Annotated in this window: 21 protein-coding genes; 10 read left to right on the top strand and 11 right to left on the bottom strand. The window is 67.1% G+C overall.

Going from position 1 to position 25,125, the window contains the following annotated elements:
- The first annotated feature begins 123 nt into the window (after nt 1-123).
- Nucleotides 124-843 (top strand): glycosyltransferase, encoded by a 720-nt coding sequence (locus ACYVI5_RS03800; RefSeq protein WP_460579052.1) that lies wholly within the window; start codon nt 124-126, stop codon nt 841-843.
- On the opposite strand, the gene ACYVI5_RS03795 is transcribed toward ACYVI5_RS03800, so the two are convergent.
- Together ACYVI5_RS03795 and ACYVI5_RS03790 are read right to left on the bottom strand one after the other, a co-directional pair.
- Nucleotides 776-1,981: an acyltransferase family protein gene (locus ACYVI5_RS03795; protein WP_460579051.1), complete on the bottom strand. Its 1,206-nt coding sequence runs from the start codon at nt 1,979-1,981 to the stop codon at nt 776-778. The genes ACYVI5_RS03800 and ACYVI5_RS03795 overlap by 68 nt on opposite strands.
- Nucleotides 1,978-3,117, bottom strand: coding sequence for an NAD-dependent epimerase/dehydratase family protein (locus ACYVI5_RS03790; protein WP_460579050.1), 1,140 nt, complete (start codon nt 3,115-3,117; stop codon nt 1,978-1,980). Before ACYVI5_RS03790 ends, ACYVI5_RS03795 begins: the two co-directional genes overlap by 4 nt.
- 301 nt (nt 3,118-3,418) lie before the next feature.
- On the opposite strand from ACYVI5_RS03790, the gene ACYVI5_RS03785 reads away from it, so the two are divergent.
- Nucleotides 3,419-5,008, top strand: a complete 1,590-nt coding sequence (locus tag ACYVI5_RS03785) for a LicD family protein (RefSeq protein WP_460579049.1) — start codon at nt 3,419-3,421, stop codon at nt 5,006-5,008.
- A complete protein-coding gene (locus tag ACYVI5_RS03780; protein ID WP_460579048.1) occupies nt 5,005-5,265 on the top strand; it encodes a hypothetical protein in 261 nt (86 codons plus the stop codon). Before ACYVI5_RS03785 ends, ACYVI5_RS03780 begins: the two co-directional genes overlap by 4 nt.
- A 44-nt stretch (nt 5,266-5,309) precedes the next feature.
- Here the strand turns inward: ACYVI5_RS03780 and ACYVI5_RS03775 are convergent, their stop codons facing one another.
- The 3 genes from ACYVI5_RS03775 to ACYVI5_RS03765 all read right to left on the bottom strand — a co-directional run bounded on the left by ACYVI5_RS03775 (nt 5,310) and on the right by ACYVI5_RS03765 (nt 9,239).
- Nucleotides 5,310-6,611: an O-antigen ligase family protein gene (locus ACYVI5_RS03775; RefSeq protein WP_460579047.1), complete on the bottom strand. Its 1,302-nt coding sequence runs from the start codon at nt 6,609-6,611 to the stop codon at nt 5,310-5,312.
- A 76-nt stretch (nt 6,612-6,687) separates the two neighbouring features.
- Complete coding sequence (locus ACYVI5_RS03770) at nt 6,688-8,022, bottom strand: O-antigen ligase family protein (RefSeq protein WP_460579046.1); 1,335 nt, start codon at nt 8,020-8,022, stop codon at nt 6,688-6,690.
- 38 nt (nt 8,023-8,060) lie between these two features.
- Nucleotides 8,061-9,239 (bottom strand): acyl-CoA dehydrogenase family protein, encoded by a 1,179-nt coding sequence (locus ACYVI5_RS03765; RefSeq protein ID WP_460579045.1) that lies wholly within the window; start codon nt 9,237-9,239, stop codon nt 8,061-8,063.
- 164 nt (nt 9,240-9,403) lie between these two features.
- On the opposite strand from ACYVI5_RS03765, the gene manA reads away from it, so the two are divergent.
- The 5 genes from manA (at nt 9,404) to ACYVI5_RS03740 (ending at nt 16,949) form a co-directional block, all read left to right on the top strand.
- The gene (gene manA / locus ACYVI5_RS03760) at nt 9,404-10,627 is read left to right on the top strand and encodes a class I mannose-6-phosphate isomerase (RefSeq protein ID WP_460579044.1); all 1,224 of its coding nucleotides are present in this window, start codon (nt 9,404-9,406) and stop codon (nt 10,625-10,627) included.
- Nucleotides 10,628-10,753: 126 nt separating this feature from the next.
- On the top strand, nt 10,754-11,716 hold the full coding sequence (gene galE / locus ACYVI5_RS03755) for an NAD-dependent epimerase/dehydratase family protein (RefSeq protein WP_460579043.1): 963 nt from the start codon (nt 10,754-10,756) through the stop codon (nt 11,714-11,716).
- Nucleotides 11,717-11,897: 181 nt separating this feature from the next.
- Nucleotides 11,898-12,215: a WhiB family transcriptional regulator gene (locus tag ACYVI5_RS03750; protein WP_460579042.1), complete on the top strand. Its 318-nt coding sequence runs from the start codon at nt 11,898-11,900 to the stop codon at nt 12,213-12,215.
- Between the two features lie 86 nt (nt 12,216-12,301).
- On the top strand, nt 12,302-15,487 hold the full coding sequence (locus ACYVI5_RS03745) for a glycosyltransferase (RefSeq protein ID WP_460579041.1): 3,186 nt from the start codon (nt 12,302-12,304) through the stop codon (nt 15,485-15,487).
- Nucleotides 15,477-16,949, top strand: a complete 1,473-nt coding sequence (locus ACYVI5_RS03740; RefSeq protein WP_460579040.1) for a DUF5719 family protein — start codon at nt 15,477-15,479, stop codon at nt 16,947-16,949. The genes ACYVI5_RS03745 and ACYVI5_RS03740 overlap by 11 nt, the downstream gene beginning before the upstream one ends.
- Nucleotides 16,950-17,080: 131 nt before the next feature.
- Here the strand turns inward: ACYVI5_RS03740 and ACYVI5_RS03735 are convergent, their stop codons facing one another.
- Entirely contained in the window at nt 17,081-17,518 is a 438-nt protein-coding gene (locus ACYVI5_RS03735; RefSeq protein ID WP_460579039.1) for a metallopeptidase family protein, read from the bottom strand.
- Between the two features lie 99 nt (nt 17,519-17,617).
- Between ACYVI5_RS03735 and ACYVI5_RS03730 the strand changes: the two genes are divergently transcribed.
- A complete protein-coding gene (locus ACYVI5_RS03730; protein WP_460531015.1) occupies nt 17,618-17,842 on the top strand; it encodes a DUF3499 family protein in 225 nt (74 codons plus the stop codon).
- A 109-nt stretch (nt 17,843-17,951) separates the two neighbouring features.
- On the top strand, nt 17,952-19,493 hold the full coding sequence (gene ahcY, locus ACYVI5_RS03725) for an adenosylhomocysteinase (protein WP_460579038.1): 1,542 nt from the start codon (nt 17,952-17,954) through the stop codon (nt 19,491-19,493).
- 144 nt (nt 19,494-19,637) lie between these two features.
- Here ahcY and ACYVI5_RS03720 read toward each other — a convergent pair whose 3' ends face one another.
- Genes ACYVI5_RS03720 through ACYVI5_RS03700 form a run of 5 tightly spaced genes read right to left on the bottom strand, consistent with a single transcriptional unit; the run spans nt 19,638 to nt 24,920 of the window.
- Nucleotides 19,638-20,729 (bottom strand): siderophore-interacting protein, encoded by a 1,092-nt coding sequence (locus ACYVI5_RS03720; protein ID WP_460579037.1) that lies wholly within the window; start codon nt 20,727-20,729, stop codon nt 19,638-19,640.
- On the bottom strand, nt 20,716-21,561 hold the full coding sequence (locus ACYVI5_RS03715) for an ABC transporter ATP-binding protein (RefSeq protein ID WP_460579036.1): 846 nt from the start codon (nt 21,559-21,561) through the stop codon (nt 20,716-20,718). Before ACYVI5_RS03715 ends, ACYVI5_RS03720 begins: the two co-directional genes overlap by 14 nt.
- Complete coding sequence (locus ACYVI5_RS03710; RefSeq protein WP_460579035.1) at nt 21,558-22,670, bottom strand: FecCD family ABC transporter permease; 1,113 nt, start codon at nt 22,668-22,670, stop codon at nt 21,558-21,560. Before ACYVI5_RS03710 ends, ACYVI5_RS03715 begins: the two co-directional genes overlap by 4 nt.
- The gene (locus ACYVI5_RS03705) at nt 22,667-23,785 is read right to left on the bottom strand and encodes a FecCD family ABC transporter permease (protein ID WP_460579034.1); all 1,119 of its coding nucleotides are present in this window, start codon (nt 23,783-23,785) and stop codon (nt 22,667-22,669) included. The genes ACYVI5_RS03710 and ACYVI5_RS03705 overlap by 4 nt, the downstream gene beginning before the upstream one ends.
- A gap of 55 nt (nt 23,786-23,840) precedes the next feature.
- On the bottom strand, nt 23,841-24,920 hold the full coding sequence (locus ACYVI5_RS03700; RefSeq protein WP_460579033.1) for an iron-siderophore ABC transporter substrate-binding protein: 1,080 nt from the start codon (nt 24,918-24,920) through the stop codon (nt 23,841-23,843).
- Nucleotides 24,921-25,125 lie beyond the last annotated feature (205 nt).

Below are 25,125 nucleotides of genomic sequence, written 5' to 3'. Positions count from 1 at the left end.
GCTGCATCCCATCTCTTGAGCAGCATCCATCGTTTCACATCCGGAAAGATGGACACGACGCAGCGATAGCGGCCAGCGCCGGAGAGGAGTGTCTTGTCAGACAACATTCGGGTGAGCGTATGCATGGCGACGTTCAACGGCGAACTCTATGTGGCTGATCAGGTTCGATCCATCCTTGCGGAACTCAATGCCTTCGACGAGGTCGTCATCGTCGACGACGCTTCGACGGATCGCACCGTAGACATCCTGAACGAGCTTGGCGACGCCCGGCTGAGGTTACTGGTGGGCCGAGAAAACAGAGGATATGTGCGATCGTTCGAGCGCGCAGTGAGCCTTAGCCGGGGGGAGTTCGTCTTGCTTGCCGACCAAGACGATATCTGGCTGCCAGGTCGTGTAGATGCCATGCTCGACGTACTTCGGTCAGAAGCAGTCGTAGCCAGCAACATGACCATTCTCGGAACCGGTGAGCGCCCGAACTGGCGGATGCCGGCCTCCCAGGCGGCACAATGGCGCAGGAACATAGTGCGGATATTGGCCGGGGTAAGCGGCTACTACGGTTGCGGAATGGGCTTCCGGCGAAGCTTCGTGTCCCGGATTCTCCCGTTCCCTAGTTTTCTCCACGAGTCGCACGACCTCTGGATCGCAATTGCGGGGAACGTCGCGCACTCCATCGGCCTAGTTGAAGAGCCCACTCTTCAACGTCGGGTCCACAGTGAGAATGTGACACCCACGCGCCCGCGACGTCTGGGGAGGGTACTCGCGGCGCGTGTCATGCTCATACGGTGCCTTCTTGTGTCCTATCGACGCGACCTGCGCGCGCGACGCGCGGGTCCGAAGCGATAGTGCGACCGTGCTCCTCGGGACGAACCGACGATCTGTCGGCCTCGATATCACCATGCCTGTGATCCGATTCGCGAGGAATGGCGATTCTCGCACGCTTGACCAATCGCAGTATCGGCCGCTCGACAACGAACCAACTTGCCAGTGCAAGTGCCGCGGTCAGGATGAGCGTGATCAGCCAATAGATCCACATCCCGAACGAGGCGCCACTGAAGACGGTGACTAGTTGTTGCATGGGCCATGCATAGATGTAGAAACCGTACGAGATGTCGTTGCGAGCGATGAATCCGGGCTGAGGTACGACAGTGCTTAGCCAGATTAGGCCGTACGCCAGAAATGGTGCGGACGCTTGCCCGCCGAACCCGGGAATAAAGCAGATTCCGACCGCCGCGATGATCAGAGTGCCGACCCCGATCACCGGGCTGATTCCCCATCGACGTATGACGAAGTAGACGATCGATCCGCCCAGGAAGAACGGGAGCAGCCGGGAAAGCAGCATGTAATCCTGGTTGAGGCCGAGACGTGATGCCAGTCCAAGCCCTGCGTAGTTGATGACCGATAGGACCCACAGGATTGCCACCGGGACCACGGACTTCCGAAAGATGACGAGCCCACCCAGAACCCAGATGATCAGGTAGCAGACAAACTCGTAGTACAGCGTCCACAATGAACCGTCCCACGCGTCCTTGTAGGGGACCGCATCGAGGCTGCGCCCTATCGCGTACGTGTTCATATGTAGGCCGGCGTTCGACCAGATGTAGTTCAGAGGCGTCGGCCCGGTGGAGAAAAAACCCGCGAGGGTGTGATGAAGGGCGAATAGGGCGATCGGCGCGAAGACGAACGCAGTCAACGCCAGGCACACCAGGAAGGCAGGGAAGATTCGGGCAACACGGTGTACGAGATACTCGCCGGCGGAATGAGAGATCCGGCTACCGGTGATGAGAAAACCGCTGAGTACGAAGAAGCCTGCAACAGCCCAGCCCCCCAGGTTTTCGTTGTTGAAAACCGGTCCCGCTCCGCGCCCCGCTGTATACCAGCTATGGGCGAACAACACCATAGCGGCAAAGATGAGGCGGAACATGTTCATACTGTTCCGTCGTGAAGGGAATGGCCGCGAGCGCAGCAGGGCGTTCTCCATCATTTCAGCAGATTACGTTCGGACATTTCCTTCAGCGACCGTTCGTAGCCGCTGTCTTCGACGGACTCTGTCTGCACCCACTCGACGAAGCGACGAACGCCGTCACCAAAGTCAACCCGGGGAGCGAATCCCAGGCGCTTACGCAGCCGCTCCGTGTCGGCGACGTTGTATCGGATGTCGCCGATTCGGTAGTTGCCGGACACACGTGTCGGCACTTGTTTGCCGAATGCGGCGAACAACGCGCTCACTACATCGTCCACGGTGGTCGCGATTCCGCTACCGACGTTGAAGATGTGTCCGGCTGCATCCGGGTGCACAGCCGCGAGGAACGTGGCGTCCACAACGTCATCGATGTAGACGAAATCTCGGCTCTCCTTCCCGTCTTCAAAGATGTTGATCTCCCTGCCCTGGGTGATCAAGGTGGAGAAAATGGACAAGATCCCGGTATACGGGTTCTTGAGTGATTGTCCTGGCCCGTAGACGTTCTGATATCGAAGTGAAACCGGTTCGATGCCGATTCCTGGAGCAACAGTCATGACGAGGGACTCCTGCATCTGCTTCGTGATCCCATACACCGACGACGGGTGGAGCTTTGCGCTCTCTGGTGTTGGCACAGGGGTTAGCGGCTCGCCTGTCTCGGAGTCTCTCACTTCGAAGATTCCCGCAGAAAGATCTACTTCTGCGCGAGGGGGCGGGTAGACAATCTGACCGTTCGCGCGCTTGTACGCGCCTTCGCCGTAGATTGATCGAGATGAAGCGACGACCAGTCGCCGGACTTCGGAATCGTGATTCGTGAGGAAGTCGAGCAGCTTGCCGGTTCCCCCGACGTTCGCCTCGACATAACGGTCGATCTCATACATGGACTGACCGGTTCCGGTCTCGGCAGCCAAGTGCACCACGATCGAGTTCCCCTCGACGGCCCGCGCGATGGCTTCAGCGTCTGTGACAGAACCCCGAATCACATCGGCGATGTCTGCCACCGATCCGAACAGAGACGACGTCCGCTCGGCATCCTCGCCATGCACTTGTGGGATGAGAGCGTCCAAGATCGTGACGTCGTACCCGGCATCCACGAACTTGCGGGTCAGTCGCGTGCCAATGAAACCCGCGCCTCCTGTGATCAAGACGGATTGCGACAAGCAGCTGCTCCTTCGTACGGTCGGCGCCGCACGGAAAGCCGCCGACGCCCCACGATCGTAACGCCCCTCAGCTCGCCGCCGAGAAACAATGCCTGCTCGGACCGACCTTGTGCCCCTCTTCTCCGCACGTTCATTTCAGCGGTCCGTCCAGGCCGAAGTCGTCCATCGACTGCTCAGTTCGGAAGCAACGCATAGCCGATTCATCGAAGGAAGCGCCAGAGTGGGTCGCTTCGCTCGGCCCGTTTGTGGCGCCCGAAGAATAGATGCAGACTCGTATCTGAGTATCTTCACAGGAGCTGACTTGCCTCTCAACCCGGCACGACGTCACATGCAAGCCAGGTTGCCGAACCCGGGCTTCCTTCAATCGTCGCAAGATTCGCTGTCCTTTGTATCCGTGGCGGATGTCCATAACGAGAGCGTGGACATACGTTTCGATGGACATCGCGTTTGGTCGACCGACATTGTGTGTCTTTCTCATGAGCACGTGCACCTTGACTGGCCCGTCAACCTGAGGCCGATGCTTGCGGGCAGCACGAACATCACCGTCGTGAAGGCAGCAACCGAGGACGTCGTCGCGAGGGGAACTGTTTCGTTCGACCACTCTGCTACACGCACCGCAGTCGTCGACCGGCGTGGCCGCTGGCTAGCAATCAACAAATGGGGAAATCTCGGAGTTCCGCTGGAATCGCAGAAGAAAGGCGCACGCGAGCGGCTCTTGAATCGAGCACATCGTTTGATCGAGGACCTTAGTGGGCTCGGGTTCCGACCATTCCTTTCTAGCGGCTCGCTCCTCGGCGCCATCCGCAACGGGCGCTTCCTTCCGCATGACGACGACATCGATCTGGGCAACGTCACAGACACGCAGCATCCTGCCGATCTCGTGATCGAGAGCGAGCGCATCGAGCGGGCACTCGCTGGTCTCGGATACACCGTGGTGCGGCACACACACGCCCACCTGCAGATCGTGTTTCTTCACAAAGAGGGCGACCTCGATCACTACATCGACATCTTCACGGCCTACTTCGACCCGGACGGCACGTTCAATCAACCGTTCTCTATTCGCGGGGAGCTTCCTCGCGAGGCGCTCGAGCCCTTCGTTGGGATCGAACTTGAAGGCAACAGCTACCCGAGTCCGGCGGTCCCCGAGAAGTGGCTCGAGCTGAACTACGGCCGAGGCTGGCGCACACCGGATCCTGGATTTCAATTCGGGATACCCGAAGACACCAGGCGCAGGTTCGACTCCTGGTTCGGCTCGTTCAACCTGCACCGCGACTTCTGGGAGGCGCGGCACGGAGGCGCTGCAATCACAGATTCTCGCGATTGCGCCTTTGTGCTGGAGACGCTCGCAACAACGCCCGCGAACAGTGTCGTCGTCGACATCGGCGCGGGGACGTCAAGAACCGCGCAGCGGGTGCACGACAGCGGACGAAGCGCGATTGTAGCGGACTTCAGCCTCCCTGCGCTGTTCGCCCAAGCAGCCGTTGAAGGCGCTAGGCAGGGTGACGCTGTCTACCTCAATCTCAACGACCGACACCGCGTGCTCGAGTTCGCATTGGAGCGGATTGCCGACGGCCGGCAGACGAGCCTGGTGTTCGAGCACGTGCTGGAGGGGCTCGACGGCGACGGCCGGGAGAACGCGGTTTTACTGATGCACTGGATCCTGAGCGGGACCGCCGTGGCAGCGGTTACTTTCGACACGGACTTGCCGGATGATCACGCATTCGAGGATCCAACCTCGTGGCACCTGCCGGTCGATGAATTCATAGCCATGACGAACGCACATGACCTCGCCGCAGAAACCGTGCGCACGGTCGTCTCACCCGATGACCGTGGGCGAACGAGAGTTACAGCACACGTGATAGTGCGAAGGCAAGAAGGAGCGACGCGATGAAGGAGTTCTTGGGCCGAATGGCGGAGCGCCTCGCTCCCCGCACGATGGCCTCCCTGAAGGATCTGGCTGAGGTAAGGGAACGCAATGGAACTCTTCAGGCTGCATTCGACCGCCTACGGCCCCAGCTCGATGAGCTCGTCCGTGAGAACCGCCGACTGCGCGACGAGATCGACGAGCTACGGCGGGAAGGCCGCCATGTGGCGGAGTTATACGACCTCGTCGTGGAACGCGTTCGCTCGGACGCCGAGCGGCGCTGACCGGAATGGCGGAGCGCTGCCACATACGTTGATTAGCGGCGGGCTCACCCGTGTTCTGGCGCCGCGGGCAGCGCCTGCCGCCATGACATGCCCTGCGAGGCCTTCACGGTGCAGATGACGGCGAGCATCCAGCCGCTCTCGTAGAGCATCGTGCTCTCGGCCATCGCTGTGCCGATGAGGGCGATCAGAATCAGCGGGGGCCACGCATAGATGACGCTGCGCTTGTTGGAGCCGAGCAGCCAGGAACGTCCCATGGCGAGACCAAGCAGGATCAGGAAGAGCAAAAAGCCGACGAGTCCGACCTGCAGCCAGACATCCAGGAACGCATTCAGACCGTTCGCGTGCGGGGCGCCGGTCATCGCGTTGATCAGCGAGTACGGGGGAAGCGAGCCGCGCCAGAAGCCGATCCAGCCCCAGCCGAGCAGCTCGTTCACCGGGATCAGATGCCACATCTGCAGCCACACGTCGTAGCGCACGGTGATCACCGAGCGGCCGTGCAGCACATCGATGATCGGGGCGCGAAAGATGAACGCGAGCACGGCCAGCACCAGCGTGACGACGCCGAGCGAGACCTGCACGGCGAACTTCCAGCGCTCACGGCGGATGTGCCGGATACCGAACAGCGCCGCCGCCGCCAGCAGGATGATCACGATCATGATCGCAATCACGGGGGAGTTCGCGAACAGCAGGCAGAGCAGCGCTACCGCGACGGAGAAGACCGCCACCCCAAGTATGACGGACTTCGTGCGCCACTCGATGATGAACGTCACGACCGCGATCAGGGCGACGAGTCCGAGTTGGTTACGACTGCCGAACAGGCCCGAGATCGGGCCGCCCTCGGCGAGGTTGCCGGCGATGCCGAGGAACTTGATCGGTGCGTCGATCAGCAGGCCGCTGAGCACCTCGAGGGCGAGGGATGCCGCCAAGAGCACACGCAGTACGTCGCCGATGACCCGCACGATCTGGATGGCGTCGCGCACGAGCGCCAGATACAGTGCGAGGAACGTGAAGATCCCTTGGTAGATCACGGCCGCGAGTGTCGCCCACTGATACGTGCTCCACACGACCGAGACGGCGCACCATCCGACGAACACCAGGAGAGAGACCGGCAGCAGGCCGTGCCACTCGATGACATCCCAGTGGGCGATGAACGAGCAGATCGCGACTGCCGTTACGGTGGCCAGCACCCCGATCAGGCCGGGCCATCCGATGACGTCCTTGATCGCGGTGGTGAGGAAGGCGGAGCCGACGACGCACAGCGAAAGCGCCCGGGAGAACTTCGCCGACTCGAAAAGTGCCCTGGTGAGGGCAAACCACCGCGGCACGCGCCGTGCTGTGGAGGTCACTGCGACGCGGACCCGAGGTCAGAGACGTAGACGGGCGAGGCGGGCATGCTTCATCTTAACGTTGAGGGTCTTGACCCTACGGCCGCTCGAGCTTCGTCTTGATGCTGAACATCGCCAGCAGCGCGAAACCGGCCTCGATGAGGAGCCTGCTCTCGGTGAACGACTGCGCGATGAGCGCGGCCATGAAGAGCAGCGGGAGCAACGTGATCGCCGTGTAGGGAACATCCGCCCGCACGACGCCCTGCTCGTCGAACGGGGCACGGTCGACCGCCTTGAACCAGGAGCGTCCGAAGACCGTGAGCACCAGCAGCGCGAAGATCACGAGACCGAGGATGCCCAGCTGCAGCCAGACATCCAGATACGCGTTGTGCGCCTGCAGGTACTCCACCTTGTTTCGGATCGCCAGCCCCTTGAACGGCTCGACCCAGGGCGCCCAATAGCTGATCCAGCCCCAGCCGAAGTACGGCTTCTGCTGCGCCAGGTGGATGACCTTGTCCCAGATGTCGGTGCGTCCGGTGAGGTCGGCGCTCTTGCCGAGGATCTTCGTGATGGTTCCCCAGAAGAGGATCACGGATGCCGCGCCCACCACGATCACGGCGGCGGCCGTCACGTAGATGGGAACGCGTCGGCTCTGCGGAACGCTGCGCCCCCACCACGCGAAGAGCAGGACGACGATGACCGCGGCCATGGCGACGATCACGGTCGAGGAGCGGGTGAGCAGGAACGTGATGCCGGCGAGCGCGAGCCAGACGATTCCTGCCGTGCGGTTCACGGCGCGGTCCGCGAGCTGGATGCCGAACACGATGAGCGCGAACAGCGTGATCATGCCGAGGATGTCGCTGTTGCCGACGATGCCCTGGATCTGACCGCCGTGGAAGAGCAGGTCGCGGCTCCAGTAGAACGCGTTCGGCAGCTTGCCCGACGGGTACTGATAGGTCGTGAAGATCGGCAGGATGTGATGCCGGATGATCAGCGAGACGATCAGCTCGAAGAGGAGCGAGAGGCCGATGATCCACCGGAACGCGGCGCCGAGCGCGCGGAGGATCTGCTCCCAGCTCAGGCAGAGCGCGAAGAACGCTGCTGCGGTTGTCGTCGCCAACTGCGTGACGGCGGCCTCCACCGACTCGAGGCGGTATGCGGACCAGGCGATCGAGACGATGCACAGCAGAAGGAACAGCAGCAGCGTCTTCGGCCACTTGCGCACCGGCACACGCGGCTTCGCCCGCACCAGGAACACGATGCTGCCGATCAGACCGATCAGCGCCGCGACGCCCCAGCCGTACCAGCTGATCGAGTTGCGCCAGAAGTCTGGCGCGAACAGCGTGAAGAACGTGAAACCCGCGAAGGCGAGCATCCAGCCCTGACCTGTCGGCACGGTGCGAGGCGCCGTCGCCGGCGAGGTCTGCGTCATGGGGCTACTTTAACCGGGCGCGGGTGGCCCGGATCGCACTACACGAACGCGCCGAGGCCCGTGATCGCCCGGCCCACGATGAGGGTGTTCATCTCCTGGGTGCCCTCGTAGGAGTACAGCGCTTCGGCATCGCTGAAGAACCGGGCCACGTCGTACTCGAGCACGATGCCGTTGCCGCCGAGGATCTCGCGCGCCCAACCGACGGTCTCGCGCATCCGGGAGGTGGTGAAAGCCTTGGCGAGCGCGGAGTGCTCGTCGCGCTGGGTGCCGGCGTCGAGCATCCGTGACACCTGCACGACGAGCGCGAGCGACGACGTGATGTTCGCCAGGGACCCGGCAAGCATGTCCTGCACGAGCTGGTGCGCCGCGATCGGCTTGCCGAACTGGATGCGCTCGCCCGCGTACTTCACGGCCGCCTCGTACGCGCCCACCGCCACTCCGACCGCCGCCCAGGCGACTTCGGCGCGCGTGGCACGCAGCACGCGGGCTGTGTCGCGGAACGAGTTCGCGTTCTGCAGGCGCAGCCGCTCGGGCACGCGCACGTTGTCGAGCGTGATGTCAGCGTTCTGCACGGCCCGCAGCGCCTGCTTGCCCTCGATCTTCGTGGCGTGGTAACCGGGCGTCTCGGTGGGGACGATGAAGCCCTTGACCTGGCCGTCGGCGACATCCTTCGCCCAGATGACGGTGATGTCGCTGAAGGTCGCGTTGCCGATCCAGCGCTTGGAGCCGTTGATGACCCACTCGTCGCCCTGCCGCTCGGCCGTCGTACGAAGACCCTGAGCCGAGTCGGATCCGGAGAGCGGCTCGGTCAAACCGAACGCGCCGATGATCTCGCCGGAGGCCAGCTTCGGCAGCCATTCGTCGCGCTGCTCCTGCGAGCCGCACGCGCTGAGCGAACCGGCGGCCAGTCCGTTCTGCACCCCGACGTAAGTGGCGACGGAGGCGTCGATGCGGGCCAGCTCCAGGGCGACGAATCCGCGGAACACGGCCGAGTTCGGGAACGGCTTCGTCTCGTCCCACGCGAATGCGGCGACGCCGAGGCGGTGCAGGTCGGGGATGATCTGCTTCGGGAACTCCGCCCGCTCCCAGTACTCGTTCGCGATCGGCTTCACCTCCGTCTCGAGGTACTCCCGCAGGTTCGCGATCGCCTCCTTCTCCTGTTCGGTGAGCTCGTTCGAGAAGCCGTAGAAGTCTGCCGCGAGAGGCTCGAATGCCATGTCTGCTCCGTTGAATCGTGATTCGGGTCGCGTGCGGTCGTCGCCGACAGCGCACGCTGCCGCGCAGTGAAGACCGGTGGAATGCGGTCAGCCTAGGCAGCGGCATCCGGCCACCCCAAGGCCGTTGGTACTCTGCGACTAACCGGAAGAAAAGGCGGGCACGGATGTTTGTGCGCATCGACAACGTTCCTCGCGATTACGCGTGGGGGTCCTCGCACGGCATCGCCGACTTGCTGGGCAGGATCGCCTCCGGAGGGCCTGAGGCGGAGCTGTGGCTGGGTGCGCATCCCGGCTCGCCGAGCCGGCTGCGCGAACCGGTCGAGGGCGCCGAGACGCTCGCCGAGCTCGTCTCGGAAGACCCCGCCGCCACGCTCGGCGCTGCATGGCGCGAGCGCGACTCGTACGAGGGAGCGCCACGCCTCGGATTCCTGCTGAAGGTGCTCTCGGCCGCCGGCCCGCTGTCGATCCAGGCGCATCCGTCGTCCGAGCAGGCGCAGGCTGGGTTCGACCGCGAGAACGCCATGGGCGTTCCGCTGGACGCGCCCGAGCGCAACTACAAGGACCCGTTTCACAAGCCCGAGCTGATCTACGCCGTCACTCCGTTCGATGCGCTGTGCGGGTTCCGTGATGTGGGCACGTCGGTCGCCGTCTTCGATCGGCTGATCGCCGCGGGCAAGGCGAGCGGACTGCCGCACGACGAGCTCGACGTGCTGCACGGCATGCTGGTTTCGGGGGAGGACGAGGAGGCCGCACTCCGAGCCACGGTCGGGCTGCTGCTCGGCGGCGGAGAGGCCGCAGAGGAGATCGTGGCGCAGGCGACCGCGATCGCGCGCTCGCCGAAGGGTGAGGGCATCCGGGAGCTCGGCATCGTGCGGCTGCTGGCGGATGCCTACCCGGGCGACCCGGGAATCGTGCTCGCACTGCTGCTGCATCGCGTCGCCCTCGCACCGGGGGAAGCGCTCTACCTGCCGGCCGGCAACATCCACGCGTACCTCTCCGGCACAGGCATCGAGCTGATGGCCGCATCGGACAACGTGCTGCGCGGCGGACTCACCCCCAAGTACATCGACGTGCCCGAGCTTCTGCGCGTGCTCGACTTCACCCCCGTTCCCGCGCCGCTGCTGGCGCCGTCTCGCGTCGGTGCCCTCGAGCTCTTCACCCCTGACGTACCGGACTTCAAGCTCGCGCACGTGACGGCGGATGCCTCACTCGAGCTGACCGGGCCGGCGATCGTGCTGTGCACGGCCGGCTCGGCATCGGTGGCGGGGGAGCGGTCGAGCGTGGAGGTCTCACGCGGCGACGCGGTCTTCGTCTCGCCGGACGAGGGCACGCTGCGGTTCGCGCCACACGACGACGCCGTGCTGTTCGTCGCGACCGACAACCGCTGAGCTGGCGCGGGCGGGAGGCCCGCACAGCGGCCGATGTTCGCGCTTCGCGCTCAACAGGCTCCATCGGCTCGGCAGAGCGAGCAAGCTCGCTCTGCTCTCACCTCAGTCGCCTATAGGTTGGATTCCATGGCTTGGTTGGTGACCGGCGGCGCCGGGTACATCGGCGCGCACGTGGTGCGCGCCTTCGCGGAGGCGGGCATCGACGCCGTCGTGATCGACGATCTCTCGAGCGGACACGAGGACTTCGTTCCGCCCGAGGTGCCGTTCGTGCGCGGCACGATCCTCGACGGCGGGCTGCTGACCGACGTGTTCTCGCAGCATCCGATCGACGGCGTCATGCACATCGCCGGATTCAAGTACGCCGGTGTCTCAGTGCAGCGTCCGCTGCACACGTACGAGCAGAATGTGACGGGAACGGCGACCCTGCTGGCGGCGATGGAGAAGGCGGGGATCGACAAGATCGTGTTCTCCTCCAGCGCTGCCGTGTATGGAACGCCGGACGTCGACCTCGTCACCGAGAGCACGCCGAAGGCGCCCGAGTCGCCGTACGGCGAATCGAAGCTGATCGGCGAATGGCTGCTGCGCGACCAGGGCGTCGCGCGCGGCCTACGGCACACCAGCCTGCGGTACTTCAACGTGGTCGGGTCCGGATATCCGGATGTCTACGACACCAGCCCGCACAACCTCTTCCCACTCGTGTTCGACGCGCTGCTGGCCGGTCGCACCCCGCGCATCAACGGTGACGACTACCCCACACCCGACGGCACCTGCGTGCGCGACTACCTGCATGTCTCCGACCTCGCGCACTCGCACGTGGCGGCGGCTCGACGGTTGCAGGAGGGCGACACGCTCGAGCCGGCGTACAACCTGGGCAGCGGCGACGGAGTCTCCGTCGGGCAGATCATGTCGACTGTGGGGGAGGTGACGGGCATCCGATTCACGCCGGAGATCGCACCACGACGCCCGGGCGACCCGGCGCGCATCGTCGCCTCTGGCGAGCTCGCCGCCCGGGATCTGGACTGGCGGATGCGTCACACCCTGGCCGACATGGTCGATAGCGCGTGGCAAGCCCGGCAAGGGGCGTCCTGATCGCCACGGGCACAAATCGTTGTCTAACTTCGGCGCGTCGCGAACCCTCGAGCACCGCTTGAGCCTTTACGATTCGCGACTTGACGCAATCGAACTACACCGGTGTAATTAGTGAAACGCCTCGTGCAGGGAACACGGCACGTCAAGGCGTGGCAACACAGGTGGGGAGATCGATATGGCGATGAGCGAATATCGACCGGGGGTACCCGAAAACTGGTTCGTCGATCCCGTGCGGCTTGGGGTGCCCGGGGTTCGATCGGTCGATGAAGACGAAGACGGCGCGTTGTCGTGGCAGTCGGATGCGCTCTGCGCGCAGACCGACCCCGAGGCGTTCTTCCCTGAAAAGGGCGGATCGACACGGGACGCCAAGAAGATCTGCGCCTCGTGCGAGGTGCGGGCGCAGTGCCTGGAGTACGCACTCCAGAACGACGAGCGCTTCGGCATCTGGGGCGGGCTCTCGGAGCGCGAACGCCGCAAGCTGCGCAAGCGCGCGGTCTGACGACTCTGCGGTTCTGACGGACCAATTCGCGGAGCACGCGACGGTGGTGCCCGGGATTCCGCGTGCACCTGCCTAGGCTGTCCGCGATGCCTCCGACAGTCACCGCCATTCTCGTCGCGCACCGCGGCAGCGAGCATCTCAGGCGCAGCCTTGATGCCCTCGCCTCCCAGACCCGACCCGTCGACTCCCTCGTCGTGATCGGCGTCTCCTCCGACGACGCGACGACCGCGGAGGCAGCAGCCGCTTCCCCCGACCAGCTGCTGGCATCCACCGAGAAACTCCCGTTCCCCACGGCGCTCGGCGTGGCCGCGCGCGTGGTTCCGCCTGCGACCTCCGACGACGAGTGGCTGTGGTTCCTCGGACAAGACACAGCGCCGGAGCCGGATGCCCTCGCCCACCTGATCGACACCGTGGCGGTGTCGCCGTCGGTGGCGATCGCGGGACCAAAACTCGTCGACTGGGACGAGGCATCCGTCATCCGGGAGCTCGGCCTGTCGATGACGCGTCTCGGCACCACGATCGTGCCCGTCGAGGACGAGTTCGACCAGGCTCAGCACGACCGCACGAGCGACATGCTCGGCGTGCCCGCCGCCGGCATGCTGATCCGGCATTCGGTGTGGGAACGGCTCGGCGGATTCGACCCCGCGCTCCCCGCGTTCGATACCGGACTCGACCTGTGCGTACGAGCGCGCCTTGCCGGTCATCGCGTGGTCATCGTTCCCGGCGCTCGGGTGGCATCGGCGGGCGACGGCGTCAGCGTGCAACCGCGAACGCCGCGCGGCAGGCAGCGCCGAAGGCAGCACCGGCTGCGCCGCGCCGCGCAACTGCACAGGCGCATGACGTACGCGCCGGCGTTCGCACTCGTCTTCCACTGGCTCTCGCTGGTGCCACTCGCGGTCATCCGCTCGCTCGGGTTCTTGCTCGGCAAACAGCCGGGCGCCATTGGCGGCGAGTTCGCGGCGGCCTTCGCGACCGCGTTCGGCGGCAGCCACATCGGGCAGGCGAGGAACGCGCTGAAGCGGGCACGCACCGTGAAGTGGAAGGCGATCGCGCCGCTGCGCATCCCGCGCGTCGAGGTGCGGCGGATGCGCGCACTGCGTCGCGAGGCGAGCCTCGTTCGCCAGCACGGCGAGCGTCGCGAGCTCAACTTTTTCAGCGGCGGAGGCGCCTGGGTCGTGCTCGCGGTCGCGCTGATGAGCGTTGCCCTGTTCGCGCCGCTGCTCGGATCGTCGCAGCTCGGCGGCGGGGGACTGCTGCCGTTGAACGACATCGGCACCCTCTGGGCGAACCTCGGCTACGGATGGCGCGACATCGGAATCGGCTTCGCGGGCGCTGCCGATCCGTTCACCGCTGTGCTCGCCGTGCTCGGCTCGCTGACGTTCTGGCAGCCGTCGTTCGCGATCGTGCTGCTCTGGTTCGCCGCTCTGCCTCTTGCAGCGCTCGGCGCTTGGTTCCTCTCCACCCGGCTCACGCATCGCGCGGTGCTGCGCGCTACCTTCGCGATCGTGTGGGCTCTGGCGCCGATGCTGTTCGACGCGCTGCAGCACGGGCGTCCGGCCGCGGTGATCGTGCACATCCTGCTGCCCTGGCTGTTCTTCGCCGGCACCGCCGCGCGGCGCTCGTGGGCGGCAGCGGCGACCACGGGCATCCTCGCGGCGGCCGTGCTCGCGTGCGCACCCCTGCTCGCGCCGGCGCTGCTGGTCGTCTGGGTGATCGGATCGGCACTGGCCGGACGCGGCGTTGTTCGCGTGCTCCTCGTCCCGATCCCAGCTCTCGCCCTGTTCGCGCCGCTGGTGGTGCAGCAGGTCATGCGGGGAACGCCCCTGGCGGTGTTCGCCGACCCCGGGTTGCCGGTAGCTGCAGCGACAGCGCATCCGCTGCACGTCGCCCTCGGGTTCTCCGACGGCGACCTCGGCGGCTGGCAGACGCTCGCCGGCGTGTTCGGCTTCAGCGGGATGATCCCCTCGATCGTGGTGCCGATCCTGATGGCGCCGGTGGCCATCCTCGCGCTGCTGTCGCTGTTCCTGCGCGGCACGATCCGGGCGACGCTGTGCCTGGTCGGTGCCCTGCTCGGCTTCGTGACGGCCATCATCGCCACGCACGTCTCGTTGTCCACCCAGGGGTCGGCGGCCGTTCCACTGTGGCCGGGGACGGCGCTCAGTCTGTACTGGCTCGGCCTGATCGCAGCGGCGACCATGGCGCTGGTCGCGCTCGGCAGGTTCGCGATCGTGCCGGCGACGGTCACGGTGGCGTTCGTGGCGGTCGCGATCGCGCCGCTGGCGATCGCGGTGCCGTTGCAGACATCGGCGATCGTTCCGGGCCCAGCGACCGCACTTCCGGCGTACGCGACGGCGCAGGCGCAGACGCATCCGCGTATCGGCACGCTCCGGCTGTCACCTCAGTCCAACGGATCGCTCGGCGCACAACTCGTTCATGGGCAGGGCGCGACTCTCGACGAGCAGAGCACGCTGAGCGCGACGAGCCGTGGGCTCACCGCCGACGAGCGCCGGCTGGCGACTCTTGCCGGCAACCTCACCTCGACGAGCGGCATGGATGCCTCGTCGCTGCTGAAGCACTTCGGCGTCTCGTTCGTGCTGCTGGACACCGGGGCGGGCGAGGGACTATCGCCGGCATCGGCGACCCAGTCGCGGGCCGAGACGGCGCTGGACAGCAACCCGCTGCTCACCCAGGTCGCGTCGACCGACGACTCCGTGCTGTGGAGCGTTCCGGCGCAGACCCACAGCGTGCCGATCCCGCCGGATGCCGGTGGCTGGGAACGCCTCGTCGCGCTCATCGCGCTCGGCGTCGTGTTCGGCCTCACGCTTCTGCTCGCACTGCCCACCGGGCGCACAGAGCGCGGCACCCTGCGGCGGCCTACTGCTGCCGAGGTTCTCGGCAGGCAGGCGAAGCGTCGCTGGGCAGCGAAAGGCACCGCCGGCGATGAATCGACGGGCGCGGAGGAACCGGACAGCGGGCCGCAGGGGGATGCCGTGACCGACGCGGCGGCAGCGGTCGCCGGAGGCGACGGATCCGCGAGTCCGGACAACGCATCGACAGAGCCGAACGACACGTCCGCAGAGCCGGGCGACGCGGGCCCGGACGTGGACGACGCATCCACAGGTCAATACCCGACCGACAAGGACGAGCGTTCGAAGGGTGAGATCGAGGAGATCACGGTGGAGCGGCCGCCCGTGCTGACCGGGCCGTATGCGCCTGCCGCGCCCTCGAGCTCCGGCGTCCATGGCTTCGAGGGAGGCCACGATGTCCGCTGACCGCACCCGCAACACTCGGGCGATCGCCCGCGGAAGCGTACGCATCGTTGCCGGAGCCATCGGCGTCGGCGTCGCTGTGATCGCGCTGGCCGGGGCGGCCCTGCTGCCGTTGCCGAGCTTCCATGTGACGCCTCCTGCCCAGACGGTCACGCCCGTTCCGGCGGACCAGGAGCGGGTCTGCCCAGGCGGACTGCTCGATCAGGGAGACGCCACGGATGCGTCATCGCTCACCTCGATCGGATCACCGTCGCTCGTGACGACGGCCACCACCTCCGTCGGTCAGCGCAGCCTGCAGGCACCGAGCGTGCACGGCGGCGGAGGCGCCCCGCGCGTCATCAGCACGCAGTCGCAGGCATCCGCGACACGGCCGTTGATCGCCGGCGCTCAATCGCAGAAGGCGAGCGAGTCGGATGTCGCGGGGCTCGCGGCCGCCGCGTGCGGCGAGGCGACGTCTGACAGCTGGCTCGTCGCTGGCGCGACCACACTCGGATCCACGAGCCTCGTGTTGCTGAGCAACCCGTCGAAGGTGCAAGCGACCGTCGACCTGACCGTCTACACCGAGGGCGGCCGAGCGGAGGCGCCGGGCGCACGCGGACTCGTCGTGCGCGCCGGCTCGCAGCTCGTGGTGCCGCTGGCCGGAATCGTGCCGAACGCGCAGGCATCCGTCGTGCATGTGCAGGTGGGGGGTGGCAGGGTCTACGCCTCGTTGCAGCAGAGCAGCGTGCAGGGTCTGGCTCCACAGGGCGTCGAGCTGGTCGGGCCGACCGCCGAGCCGGCCAAGAACCTCGTCATCCCGGGGATGACCGTGGCCAACATCGCCCGGCTGAGCGCCGGCGCCGACGGCGGCTCGAACCAACTGCCCGCCGTGCGCCTTCTCGTGCCGGGCACGACGGCCGCGCATGTCACCGTGACCGCCACATCGGAGACCACCGCCGGCGTGGGCGGCACCTCGCGGATCACGCTGCAGGGCGGAACCGTGCGCGAGGTGACATTCGACCACCTCATCGATGGCGCCTACACGGTTCAGGTCACCTCGGACGCCCCGGTTCTCGCCGCGGCCCGCACCGTCGACGTCGGCGCGGCACCCGGCGCGGACGAGTCGGCGACGGCTCAGGCTGAGGCCGCCACGCAGGACTTCGCCTGGTTCGTGGCCAGCGCGCCACTGCCGCAGAAGACGATGCTCGCGGTGCCGCCCGGTTCGGCACCGACGCTGCATCTCGTCAACGGGGGCAGCACGGATGCCTCCGTCACGCTGACTCCGAAACACGGCGCGACCATCAAGGTGTCCGTGCCGGCGGGAAAGGCCGTCGCGGTGCCGGTGACCGCGCGTAGCACCTACAGGCTCGACGGCGTCGACGGGCTGCGGGCATCCATGAGCCTGACGGCGGATGCCTCGTCATCGTCGTTCGCACTGAACCCGCCCGGGCCGCTCGCGCAACCCATCGCGGTGTACCCGAAGTAGCGCCGCTCGTGTGCTCCGTTCGGGTCGCACTTTATGTCGTCTCAGGTCGCTTGAGGCGACAAAAAGTGCGACCTGAACCGTGGTAGATGCGAGCCGGAGTGATCGCGGCATCGCCTGGCGAGGACGCGGCGTCAGAAGTGCCCGAAATGGCCGGGCGCGAGGTCCCAGGGGTCGCGGCCGAGCAGCTCGGCAACGGCTCGGAAGACGCAGCTTTCCACGAGCAGCTTGCGGTGCAGGTCGTCGTTGCGGTGCAGCTTGGCCAGCCGCTCGATCGGCACCCGGTAGAGCGTGATCGCCTTGTGCGCGGGGTCGACGCCCCAGCGCTCCACCTCGTCGTAGCCGAGCGCTCCGGCCGGTGCAGCCGCGATCTGCACGCGCATGTCGGAGAGCTCATCAGGCCAGAGCCCCTTGAGGAAGTCGGCCGTGCTCGCCACCGTCATCTCGAACACGTCGATGCGGTCCTGCAGCAGGGGCAGATGGGGACCGGTGACGGGGCCGCGCGCGCCTCGACCGTGGCGGTCCGAGCGGCGCACCGGTGTCGCGTAACGCACCGGCCGGGATCGAGGCATGTCGTCCATACTAGGCTGCGGCGCCCGGCCGGATCGCCGCTCGGATCGCCGCTGTGGAAGCTCTCCCCGCAGCCCGCCGGCGAGTAATGTGGTGCCCTGATGGTGGCCAGAACGTGCTCCAAGGTCGCGTGCTCGCGAGACGCCGTGGCGACCCTGACGTACGACTACGCCGACTCCATGGTGGTGCTGGGGCCGCTTTCGCTGACCCACGAGCCGCACACGTACGATCTGTGCGCGATCCACGCCGACCGGCTGTCTGCTCCGCAGGGCTGGCAGGTCGTTCGTCATCAGGTGATCGGCGAGCCGCAGGGTCTCGGTCTCTGATTCCGCGCTCGCTCGTCGGGTTTCAACAGCCTCCACCGGCGGTGACCTGCGCGAAGCCGGGATTCCCCGAGGGTATGGCTGCCCGAGGCCGCCTGCGACAATGGTGCACATGACTTCCCTGAGTTCCACCGGTGTCGAAGCGCGAACCGAGGCCGCGGCGGCGCCCGACTCCCGCCCGTTCGAGTACAAGGTGCGCGACCTCGCGCTCGCCGAGGCGGGACGGCACCAGCTGCGCCTCGCCGAGCAGGAGATGCCCGGCCTGATGGCGCTTCGTGCCGAGTTCGCGGATGCCCAGCCGCTCGCCGGTGCACGGATCGCCGGCTCCCTGCACATGACGGTGCAGACCGCGGTGTTGATCGAGACGCTCGTGGCGTTGGGCGCGCAGGTGCGCTGGGCGAGTTGCAACATCTTCTCAACGCAGGACGAGGCGGCCGCCGCAGTGGTCGTGGGCCCGAACGGAACACCGGAGCATCCTCAGGGCGTGCCGGTGTTCGCGTGGAAGGGCGAGAGCCTCGAGGAGTACTGGTGGTGCACCTCCCGCGTGTTCGACTGGAGTGCCGAGGCACAAGCGTCACGACAGGCAGGGGCATCCGGTGGCGACTACATCGGGCCGAACCAGATTCTCGACGACGGAGGCGACGCGACGCTTCTCGTGCACCTCGGCGCGCAGTTCGAGCGGGAGGGCCGGGTTCCGGATGCCAGGCCGGGCGACTCGCACGAGTATCGGGTGATTCTCGACGTGCTGCGGGCATCCATTGCGGAGTCGTCCGACCGGTGGACGCGCATCGCCGGCGAGATCGTCGGTGTCACCGAGGAGACGACGACCGGCGCGCACCGGCTGTATGAGCTGGAGCGCGACGGAAAGCTGCTGTTCACCGCGATCAACGTCAACGACTCGGTGACCAAGTCGAAGTTCGACAACAAGTACGGCATCCGTCACTCGCTGCCCGACGGGCTGAACCGCGCCACCGACGTGCTGATCGGAGGCAAGGTCGCTTTCGTCGCAGGCTATGGCGACGTCGGCAAGGGTGCGGCGGAGGCGCTGCGCGGGCAGGGCGCTCGCGTGATCGTCAGCGAGGTCGATCCGATCAACGCGCTTCAGGCGGCGATGGACGGGTTCCAGGTGTCGCGGCTGGAGTCGGTGATCGGCGAGGTGGACATCCTGATCACCGGCACCGGCAACAAGGATGTCGTGCGGCTCGAGCACCTGCTGGCCATGAAGCATCTCGCCGTGGTCGCCAACGTCGGGCACTTCGACAACGAGATCGACATGGCGTCGCTGGAGTCGCTCGAGGGTGCGGAGAAGGTGGAGATCAAACCGCAGGTGCACGAGTGGCGGCTTCCGAACGGGCGCAGCGTGCTCGTGCTGAGCGAGGGCCGCCTGATGAACCTGGGCAACGCGACGGGGCATCCGTCGTTCGTGATGAGCAACTCGTTCACGAACCAGGTGCTCGGGCAGATCGAGCTGCACACGAACCTCGACGCGTACCCGCTCGGCGTGCACACGCTGCCGAAGGTGCTCGACGAGAAGGTTGCGAGGCTGCACCTGGATGCCCTGGGCGTGGAGCTCACGACGCTCACCCCCGAGCAGGCCGACTACATCGGCGTCCCGGTGGAGGGCCCCTACAAGTCGGACCAGTACCGCTATTGACCTCGCCGGGCCACCCCCGAACTGCCGAGCCACCCGCTACTTTGCGCGGTTTTGCGGGTGGTTGGGCAGTTCGGGGGTGGCTGGGAGCAGCGGGCAGCGGGCAGCAGGCAGAGGCGAGAGGGCAGAGGGCAGAGAGCAGAGGCGTCAGTATTCAGCGCGACCGCGGCGCCAGTAGCCCATGAACGAGACTGCCCCGCGGTCGAAGCCGACGTCGCGAACCAGGTGGCGGCGGATGCGCTTGATCGCCGCAGCCTCGCCCGCGAGCCAGATGTAGGTGGATGCCCGCCGCACGTCGCCGTCGATGCGGCCGCCGGTGAGCGGGTCGGTGCCTGGCACCTCCCACAGAACCTGGGTCTCGATGTCGACGTCGTCCGGCTCGGTGCCACGCATGCCGGACGAGCCGACCGGGAAAGCGGCGCACACGGCTTCGGCCAATGCCTGGCCGGGCTCCGTCCCGCGCGGCACGTGCCTGAGGTCGACGTGAGCCGGCGCGTCCAGGGCGGCCAGGTCGGCGCGGTGGCGAAGCTCCGCGAACACGGTGATCGCGGCATCCGCAGGGAGTGAGGCGAGGATGCCCGCCATCGCCGGCAGCGCCGTCTCGTCTCCGGCGATCACGAACCGTCGTACGCCGGCGGGAGGTATCCACCCGATCGCGCCGCGGTCGCCCTCCGCCCGCGCGTTTGGCCCCAGAACGCGCAGCGGCATCCCTGCTCGTGCCCGGACGGCCCACGTCGCCGCGGGCCCGGCCGTCTCCTCGTGCAGCGCGAAGTCGACGTCGACCTCCGTTCCCCGGAACCCGTCGCGGCGGTCGCGGATCGTGTAGGTGCGCATCGGCGGTCGCACGTCGTCGGGCAGTGCCGACCACTGGGCGTACCACGAGGGATCCTTGGCGCGCATGGCCGGGTATCGGTCCAGCGCGTTCGGGAAGAGCAGTTTGATGCGCTGATCGAGGCCGTCCCAGGCGAATTCGTCGAGCGAGGCGCCGCCGAACGTGATGCGCACGAAAGTGGGGGAGATCCGCTCCGTGGCGACGACGGTGACGTCGAACAAACGGAAAAGCGGTTCGCTCGCCGTGCCAGCGTCGATGACGCGCCCGTCCCCACCGGGCGCGTCGCGGTCGGGCGGACGCAGGGTTGCGTTCGGTGCCGTACACGCCGCCGCATCTGCGAGCGTGTCGTGTTCGGGAGAGATCGGTTGGTCGTCGGTCCCGGGCGTGTGCAGTTCAGCGGCCGACATCAGCCACCACCATCTCGGCCGACGTGGGCCGGGCATCCGTTCTCGTGCGGTGCCTTCCGATCGGCACGACCAGCGGTGTCGCCGACACGGGATCGTCCACGATGGCCGCGTCGAGCCCGAAGACGTTACGGACCAGCTCGCTCGTGACGATCTCTCTCGGCGGCCCTGACGTGACGACGGATCCGTCTTTCATCACGATCAGGTGGTCCGCGTAACGGGTGGCGAGGTTGAGCTCGTGCATCACGACCACGACCGCCGTGCCGTGATGCGCGAGGTCGGTGAGCAGGTCGAGCACGTCGATCTGGTGGGCGACGTCGAGGTAGGTGGTCGGCTCGTCGAGCAGCAGGATGTGCGGCTCCTGCGCGAGCGCCATCGCGATCCACACGCGCTGCCGCTGACCACCGGACAGCTCGTCCACACGGCGCTGCGCCAGCTCGGCCATGCCCGTGGCGGTCAGGGCGTCGGAGACCGCCTCGTCGTCGGCCGCGCTCCACGGCCTCGCCCAGGACTGGTGCGGGTAGCGGCCTCGACCGACCAACTCGGATACGGTGACCCCTTCCGGTGCGACCGGGCTCTGCGGCAGGAGTCCGACGACCCGGGCGACGGCCTTCGTCGGTGTGCGACGGATGCTCGCGCCATCCAGCAGCACGGCTCCCGACTTCGGAGCGAGCAGGCGGGCGAGTGCGCGCAGCAGGGTCGACTTGCCGCATCCGTTCGCCCCGACGATCATCGTCACGCCGTTCGCGGGCAGCCGCAGCGTGAGGTCGTCGACCACGACGCGGTCGTCGTACGCGAGCGTGACGTGGTCGGCGACGAGGGTGTGCGTGGTCACGAGACTCCTCCGGAGGATGCGCTGCGGCGCCCGCCTCTGGCGAGCAGCCAGAGCAGGTACGGGGCGCCGATAGCGCCGGTCACGACGCCGACCGGGAGCGCGACGCCGGGAATGAGGTGCTGGCCGACGAAGTCGCCGCCGAGCATGATGACGGCGCCCATCAGCGCGGACGCGGGCAGGATCAGACGGCTCGAGCGGAGCATCCGTGTGGCGATGGGGGCTGCGAGGAACGCCACGAACGCCACCGGACCGGACAACGAGGTGCCGACAGCGACGAGTGCCACGGCGAGCAGAATGAGCAGCGCGCGGTCGCGACCCGCCTTGGCGCCAAGCGCCGTCGCGGTGTCGTCGCCGAGGCGGAGCACTTCGAGCGCTCGTCCGGAGAGCAGCGCGAAGGGCAGCAGCACGACGATGGCGATCGCGACGGCCGGAAGCTGATCCCACAGGCTGCGGCTGAGGCTGCCGGTGAGCCAGACCATGGCCTGTCGCGCGTCGGCGATGTCGGCGCGCGAGATGACGTAGCCGACCACCGCCTGAGCGGCCGTGCCCACGGCGATGCCGATCAGCACGAACCGATAGCCCGTGGTGGAACGTGCGGCTGCGAGAAGGAAGATCGCTCCCGCAGTGAGCAGTGCGCCGGCGAGTGCGGCGACCGAGACGACGAATCCGGATGCCCCGAACACGGCGATCGCGACGACCGCGGCAAGGCCCGCTCCCGAGCTGATCCCGATCACATCGGGGCTGGCGAGCGTGTTGCGCAGCACCGACTGGAACAGGCACCCGGCCGCGCCGAACGCGAGCCCGACCAGCAGCCCGCCCAGCGCACGAGGCAGCCTGAGTTCGCCGACCGTGAAGCTCGCGGCCGGGACGTTCTGGCCGAGCAGCACGCGCAGCACGTCGCCGATCGGCGTGATGGTGGCGCCGATGCACAGTGTGAGCGAGACGAGCGCGAGAGCGGCAACTGCGAGGGCTGCCACGACGACCGCGTCGCGTCGCAACGTTGACCGACGTGCGCCGCGGATGCCCGCCACCGCGGCATCCCGTGCCCTCGCCTCGAGCTGGTACCCGGCTCGCGTCTGCGTGGCGGAGGTCGCGGTCTGCGCGCTCACAGCGCTACCGCCTTCGTGCGACGAACGAGAGCGATGAGCACGGGCGCCCCGATCACGGCGACGACCACGCCGACCTCGATGGTGGACGGGCGGGCGACGAGCCGGCCGATCACGTCGGCGACGAGCAGCAGCACGCCGCCGAGCAGCGCGGATGCCGGAAGCACCCAGCGGTAGTCCGGGCCGAAGACGACGCGGGCGGCATGCGGAACGGCCAGGCCGACGAAGGCGATGGGACCGCACATCGCGGTGGCGGCGCCGCACAGCAGCACCACCGCGATCGCCGCCAGCACGCGGGAGAGGCCGACCCGATGGCCGAGGCCGCGCGCCAGGTCATCGCCCAGCGCGAGCGCGTTGAGTGCCGGGCCTTGCAGCAGAGCCAGAACCACGCCGGCCACGATGAACGGGGCGAGCAGCACGATCGTCGGCCACGATGCCGCCGAGATCGACCCGATCTGCCAGAACCGGTAGGAGTCCAGCGAGTCGACGTGCGTGAGAAGCACACCGAGCGTCAGCGACGAGGCGGCGGCGGTGACCGCGGCGCCGGCGAGAGTCAGCCCGAGCGGCGTCGCCACCTTCCTCCCGGCCGACGCGACCGCGTAGACCACGAGCGCGGCGGCTGCTGCGCCGGCGAATGCGAACCACACCGTGCCGATCGCGCTGCCGACACCGAGGAAGGTCATGCCGAGCACCACGAACAGGGCGGCTCCCGAGTTGATGCCGAGCAGTCCGGGGTCGGCGAGCGGGTTACGGGTCACGCCCTGCATGAGCGCGCCGCCGATCCCGAGCCCGGCTCCGACCAGGATGCCCGCGACCGTCGTCGGCACCCGGCTCAGCGCCGCGGCCGCGTTCATGCCCTTGTGCGCAACGTTCTGCGGTCCGGTCAGTGCCTGCCACACCTCGTGCAGCGGCACGTCCCGCACGCCGAACACGAGCGATGCCGCCGCTGCGGCCGCCAGCGCGAGCACGCACGCCGTGATTCCCGCTATCCGCACCGTGCGGGTGCGCCGCCTCGCCGCGCGGCCGTGAACTGGGACGCTGGCGCGTGTTGCGGCGAGATCCGCGGCGCGTTCGGCCACGCTGGCGCCGCTGCGCCGTTCCGCGCGCGTTTCATGCACTGAAGCGGTCATCGTTCCGGTCGTCGTGCGCGGTGTGCGGACATCCGTCGCTGTCCTACCGGACCTTGTCGGCGGCTTGGGCCAGCTCAGGCACGAACTTCGGCAGCACCCACGGAATGGAGAGCACGGATGGCGCCGAGGTCGCCATGATGTCGGTCGTGTTGCTCAGCTCGACGACGGAGCCGCGCTTCACCGCCGGGATCTTGCTGAGCAGCGGGTCGTTCTTGATCAGGTCGAACGAGCCGTCGTTGTCGACGTAGATGACCGCGATGTCGGCATCCAGCGTGTCGGCCTCCTCGCTGCTGATCGTGCCGAAGAACTGCGTGCTGCCCTTGGACAGTTTCTGAATCGCCGGTGCGTTCTTCAGGCCGAGGTCGTTCAGGAACCGCACGCGGGCGTCGTTCGGCGTGTAGTACGTGATGGTGCCGAGGTTCTTCGGGTCGACCCAGACGTACATGACGGTCTTGCCCTTGATCTGCGGGTACTTCGAGACCGCCGAGGCGATCTTGGCGTCGGTCTGATCGATCAGCTTCTGCGCCTGAGCCTTCTTGCCGAGCGCCTCGCCGTCGATGAGGGTGGTCTCACGCCACGGCGTGCCCCAGGCATCCTTCGGGTACGACACCGTCGGGGCGATCTTGCTGAGCGTCGTGTACTCCTGCTTCGTCAGGCCCGAGTAGGCGCCGAGGATGACGTCGGGTGCGGAGTCTGCGATCTTCTCGTACGGGATGCCGTCGCTCTCGTCGTTCAGCTGCGGCGTCTTCGCACCGGCCTTCTTCAGCGCCTCCGCCGTCCAGGGCAGCACGCCGTCGCCGTTGTCGTCGCCGTAGGTGGCCTTCGACATCGACACCGGGATGTCACCGAGCGCGATGGCGGCGTCCTGGTTCGTCCAGCTGATCGTCGCCACCCGCTTCGGCTGGGAAGGGATGACCGTCGTACCGTACGTGTTCTTCAGCGACACCGGGAAGGGACCGGATGCCTTCTCCGCGTCGTTCGTCGCCGAGCCGGTCGTCGCGGAACAGCCGGTGAGTATGAGAGCGGCGGCGATGAGCACGCTGGCGACGGCGAGCCGCGATCGCCGCCGGGGCGCGCTGGAGCGGGCAGACGTGCGATTGGCGAACGAGGCGCGGAGGGTCATGCTGTCCTTCGGGTCGGGTGATCCGGATGCGTGAATGGGGTCGGGCCAGTCGATCGACCAGAGTCGGCGCAGCCAGCGGCAGCACGGATGCCCGCCCGCAGGAGGGCGCCGAAGATGCCGTCGGCGGCGATGCCCGTTTGTCTCGAACTCTCGCCTTGGTCAGCGAGGTTCGTAGTAGGTAAGGCTTACCTAACTCTCACAAGCC

This window comes from Humibacter ginsengisoli (assembly GCF_054780095.1).
This window is presented reverse-complemented; position numbering and strand designations above follow the sequence as displayed.

What these genes read in the sequence shown, in the direction of transcription:
- ACYVI5_RS03770 (WP_460579046.1), bottom strand. Translation starts at nt 8,022, where the DNA reads ATGACGCAGACCTCGCCGGCGACGGCGCCTCGCACCGTGCCGACAGGT.
- ACYVI5_RS03780 (WP_460579048.1), top strand. Translation starts at nt 5,005, where the DNA reads ATGAAGGAGTTCTTGGGCCGAATGGCGGAGCGCCTCGCTCCCCGCACG.
- ACYVI5_RS03720 (WP_460579037.1), bottom strand. Translation starts at nt 20,729, where the DNA reads ATGTCGGCCGCTGAACTGCACACGCCCGGGACCGACGACCAACCGATC.
- ACYVI5_RS03800 (WP_460579052.1), top strand. Translation starts at nt 124, where the DNA reads ATGGCGACGTTCAACGGCGAACTCTATGTGGCTGATCAGGTTCGATCC.
- ahcY (WP_460579038.1), top strand. Translation starts at nt 17,952, where the DNA reads ATGACTTCCCTGAGTTCCACCGGTGTCGAAGCGCGAACCGAGGCCGCG.
- galE (WP_460579043.1), top strand. Translation starts at nt 10,754, where the DNA reads ATGGCTTGGTTGGTGACCGGCGGCGCCGGGTACATCGGCGCGCACGTG.
- ACYVI5_RS03740 (WP_460579040.1), top strand. Translation starts at nt 15,477, where the DNA reads ATGTCCGCTGACCGCACCCGCAACACTCGGGCGATCGCCCGCGGAAGC.
- manA (WP_460579044.1), top strand. Translation starts at nt 9,404, where the DNA reads ATGTTTGTGCGCATCGACAACGTTCCTCGCGATTACGCGTGGGGGTCC.
- ACYVI5_RS03765 (WP_460579045.1), bottom strand. Translation starts at nt 9,239, where the DNA reads ATGGCATTCGAGCCTCTCGCGGCAGACTTCTACGGCTTCTCGAACGAG.
- ACYVI5_RS03745 (WP_460579041.1), top strand. Translation starts at nt 12,302, where the DNA reads ATGCCTCCGACAGTCACCGCCATTCTCGTCGCGCACCGCGGCAGCGAG.
- ACYVI5_RS03730 (WP_460531015.1), top strand. Translation starts at nt 17,618, where the DNA reads ATGGTGGCCAGAACGTGCTCCAAGGTCGCGTGCTCGCGAGACGCCGTG.
- ACYVI5_RS03795 (WP_460579051.1), bottom strand. Translation starts at nt 1,981, where the DNA reads ATGATGGAGAACGCCCTGCTGCGCTCGCGGCCATTCCCTTCACGACGG.
- ACYVI5_RS03735 (WP_460579039.1), bottom strand. Translation starts at nt 17,518, where the DNA reads ATGCCTCGATCCCGGCCGGTGCGTTACGCGACACCGGTGCGCCGCTCG.
- ACYVI5_RS03700 (WP_460579033.1), bottom strand. Translation starts at nt 24,920, where the DNA reads ATGACCCTCCGCGCCTCGTTCGCCAATCGCACGTCTGCCCGCTCCAGC.
- ACYVI5_RS03750 (WP_460579042.1), top strand. Translation starts at nt 11,898, where the DNA reads ATGAGCGAATATCGACCGGGGGTACCCGAAAACTGGTTCGTCGATCCC.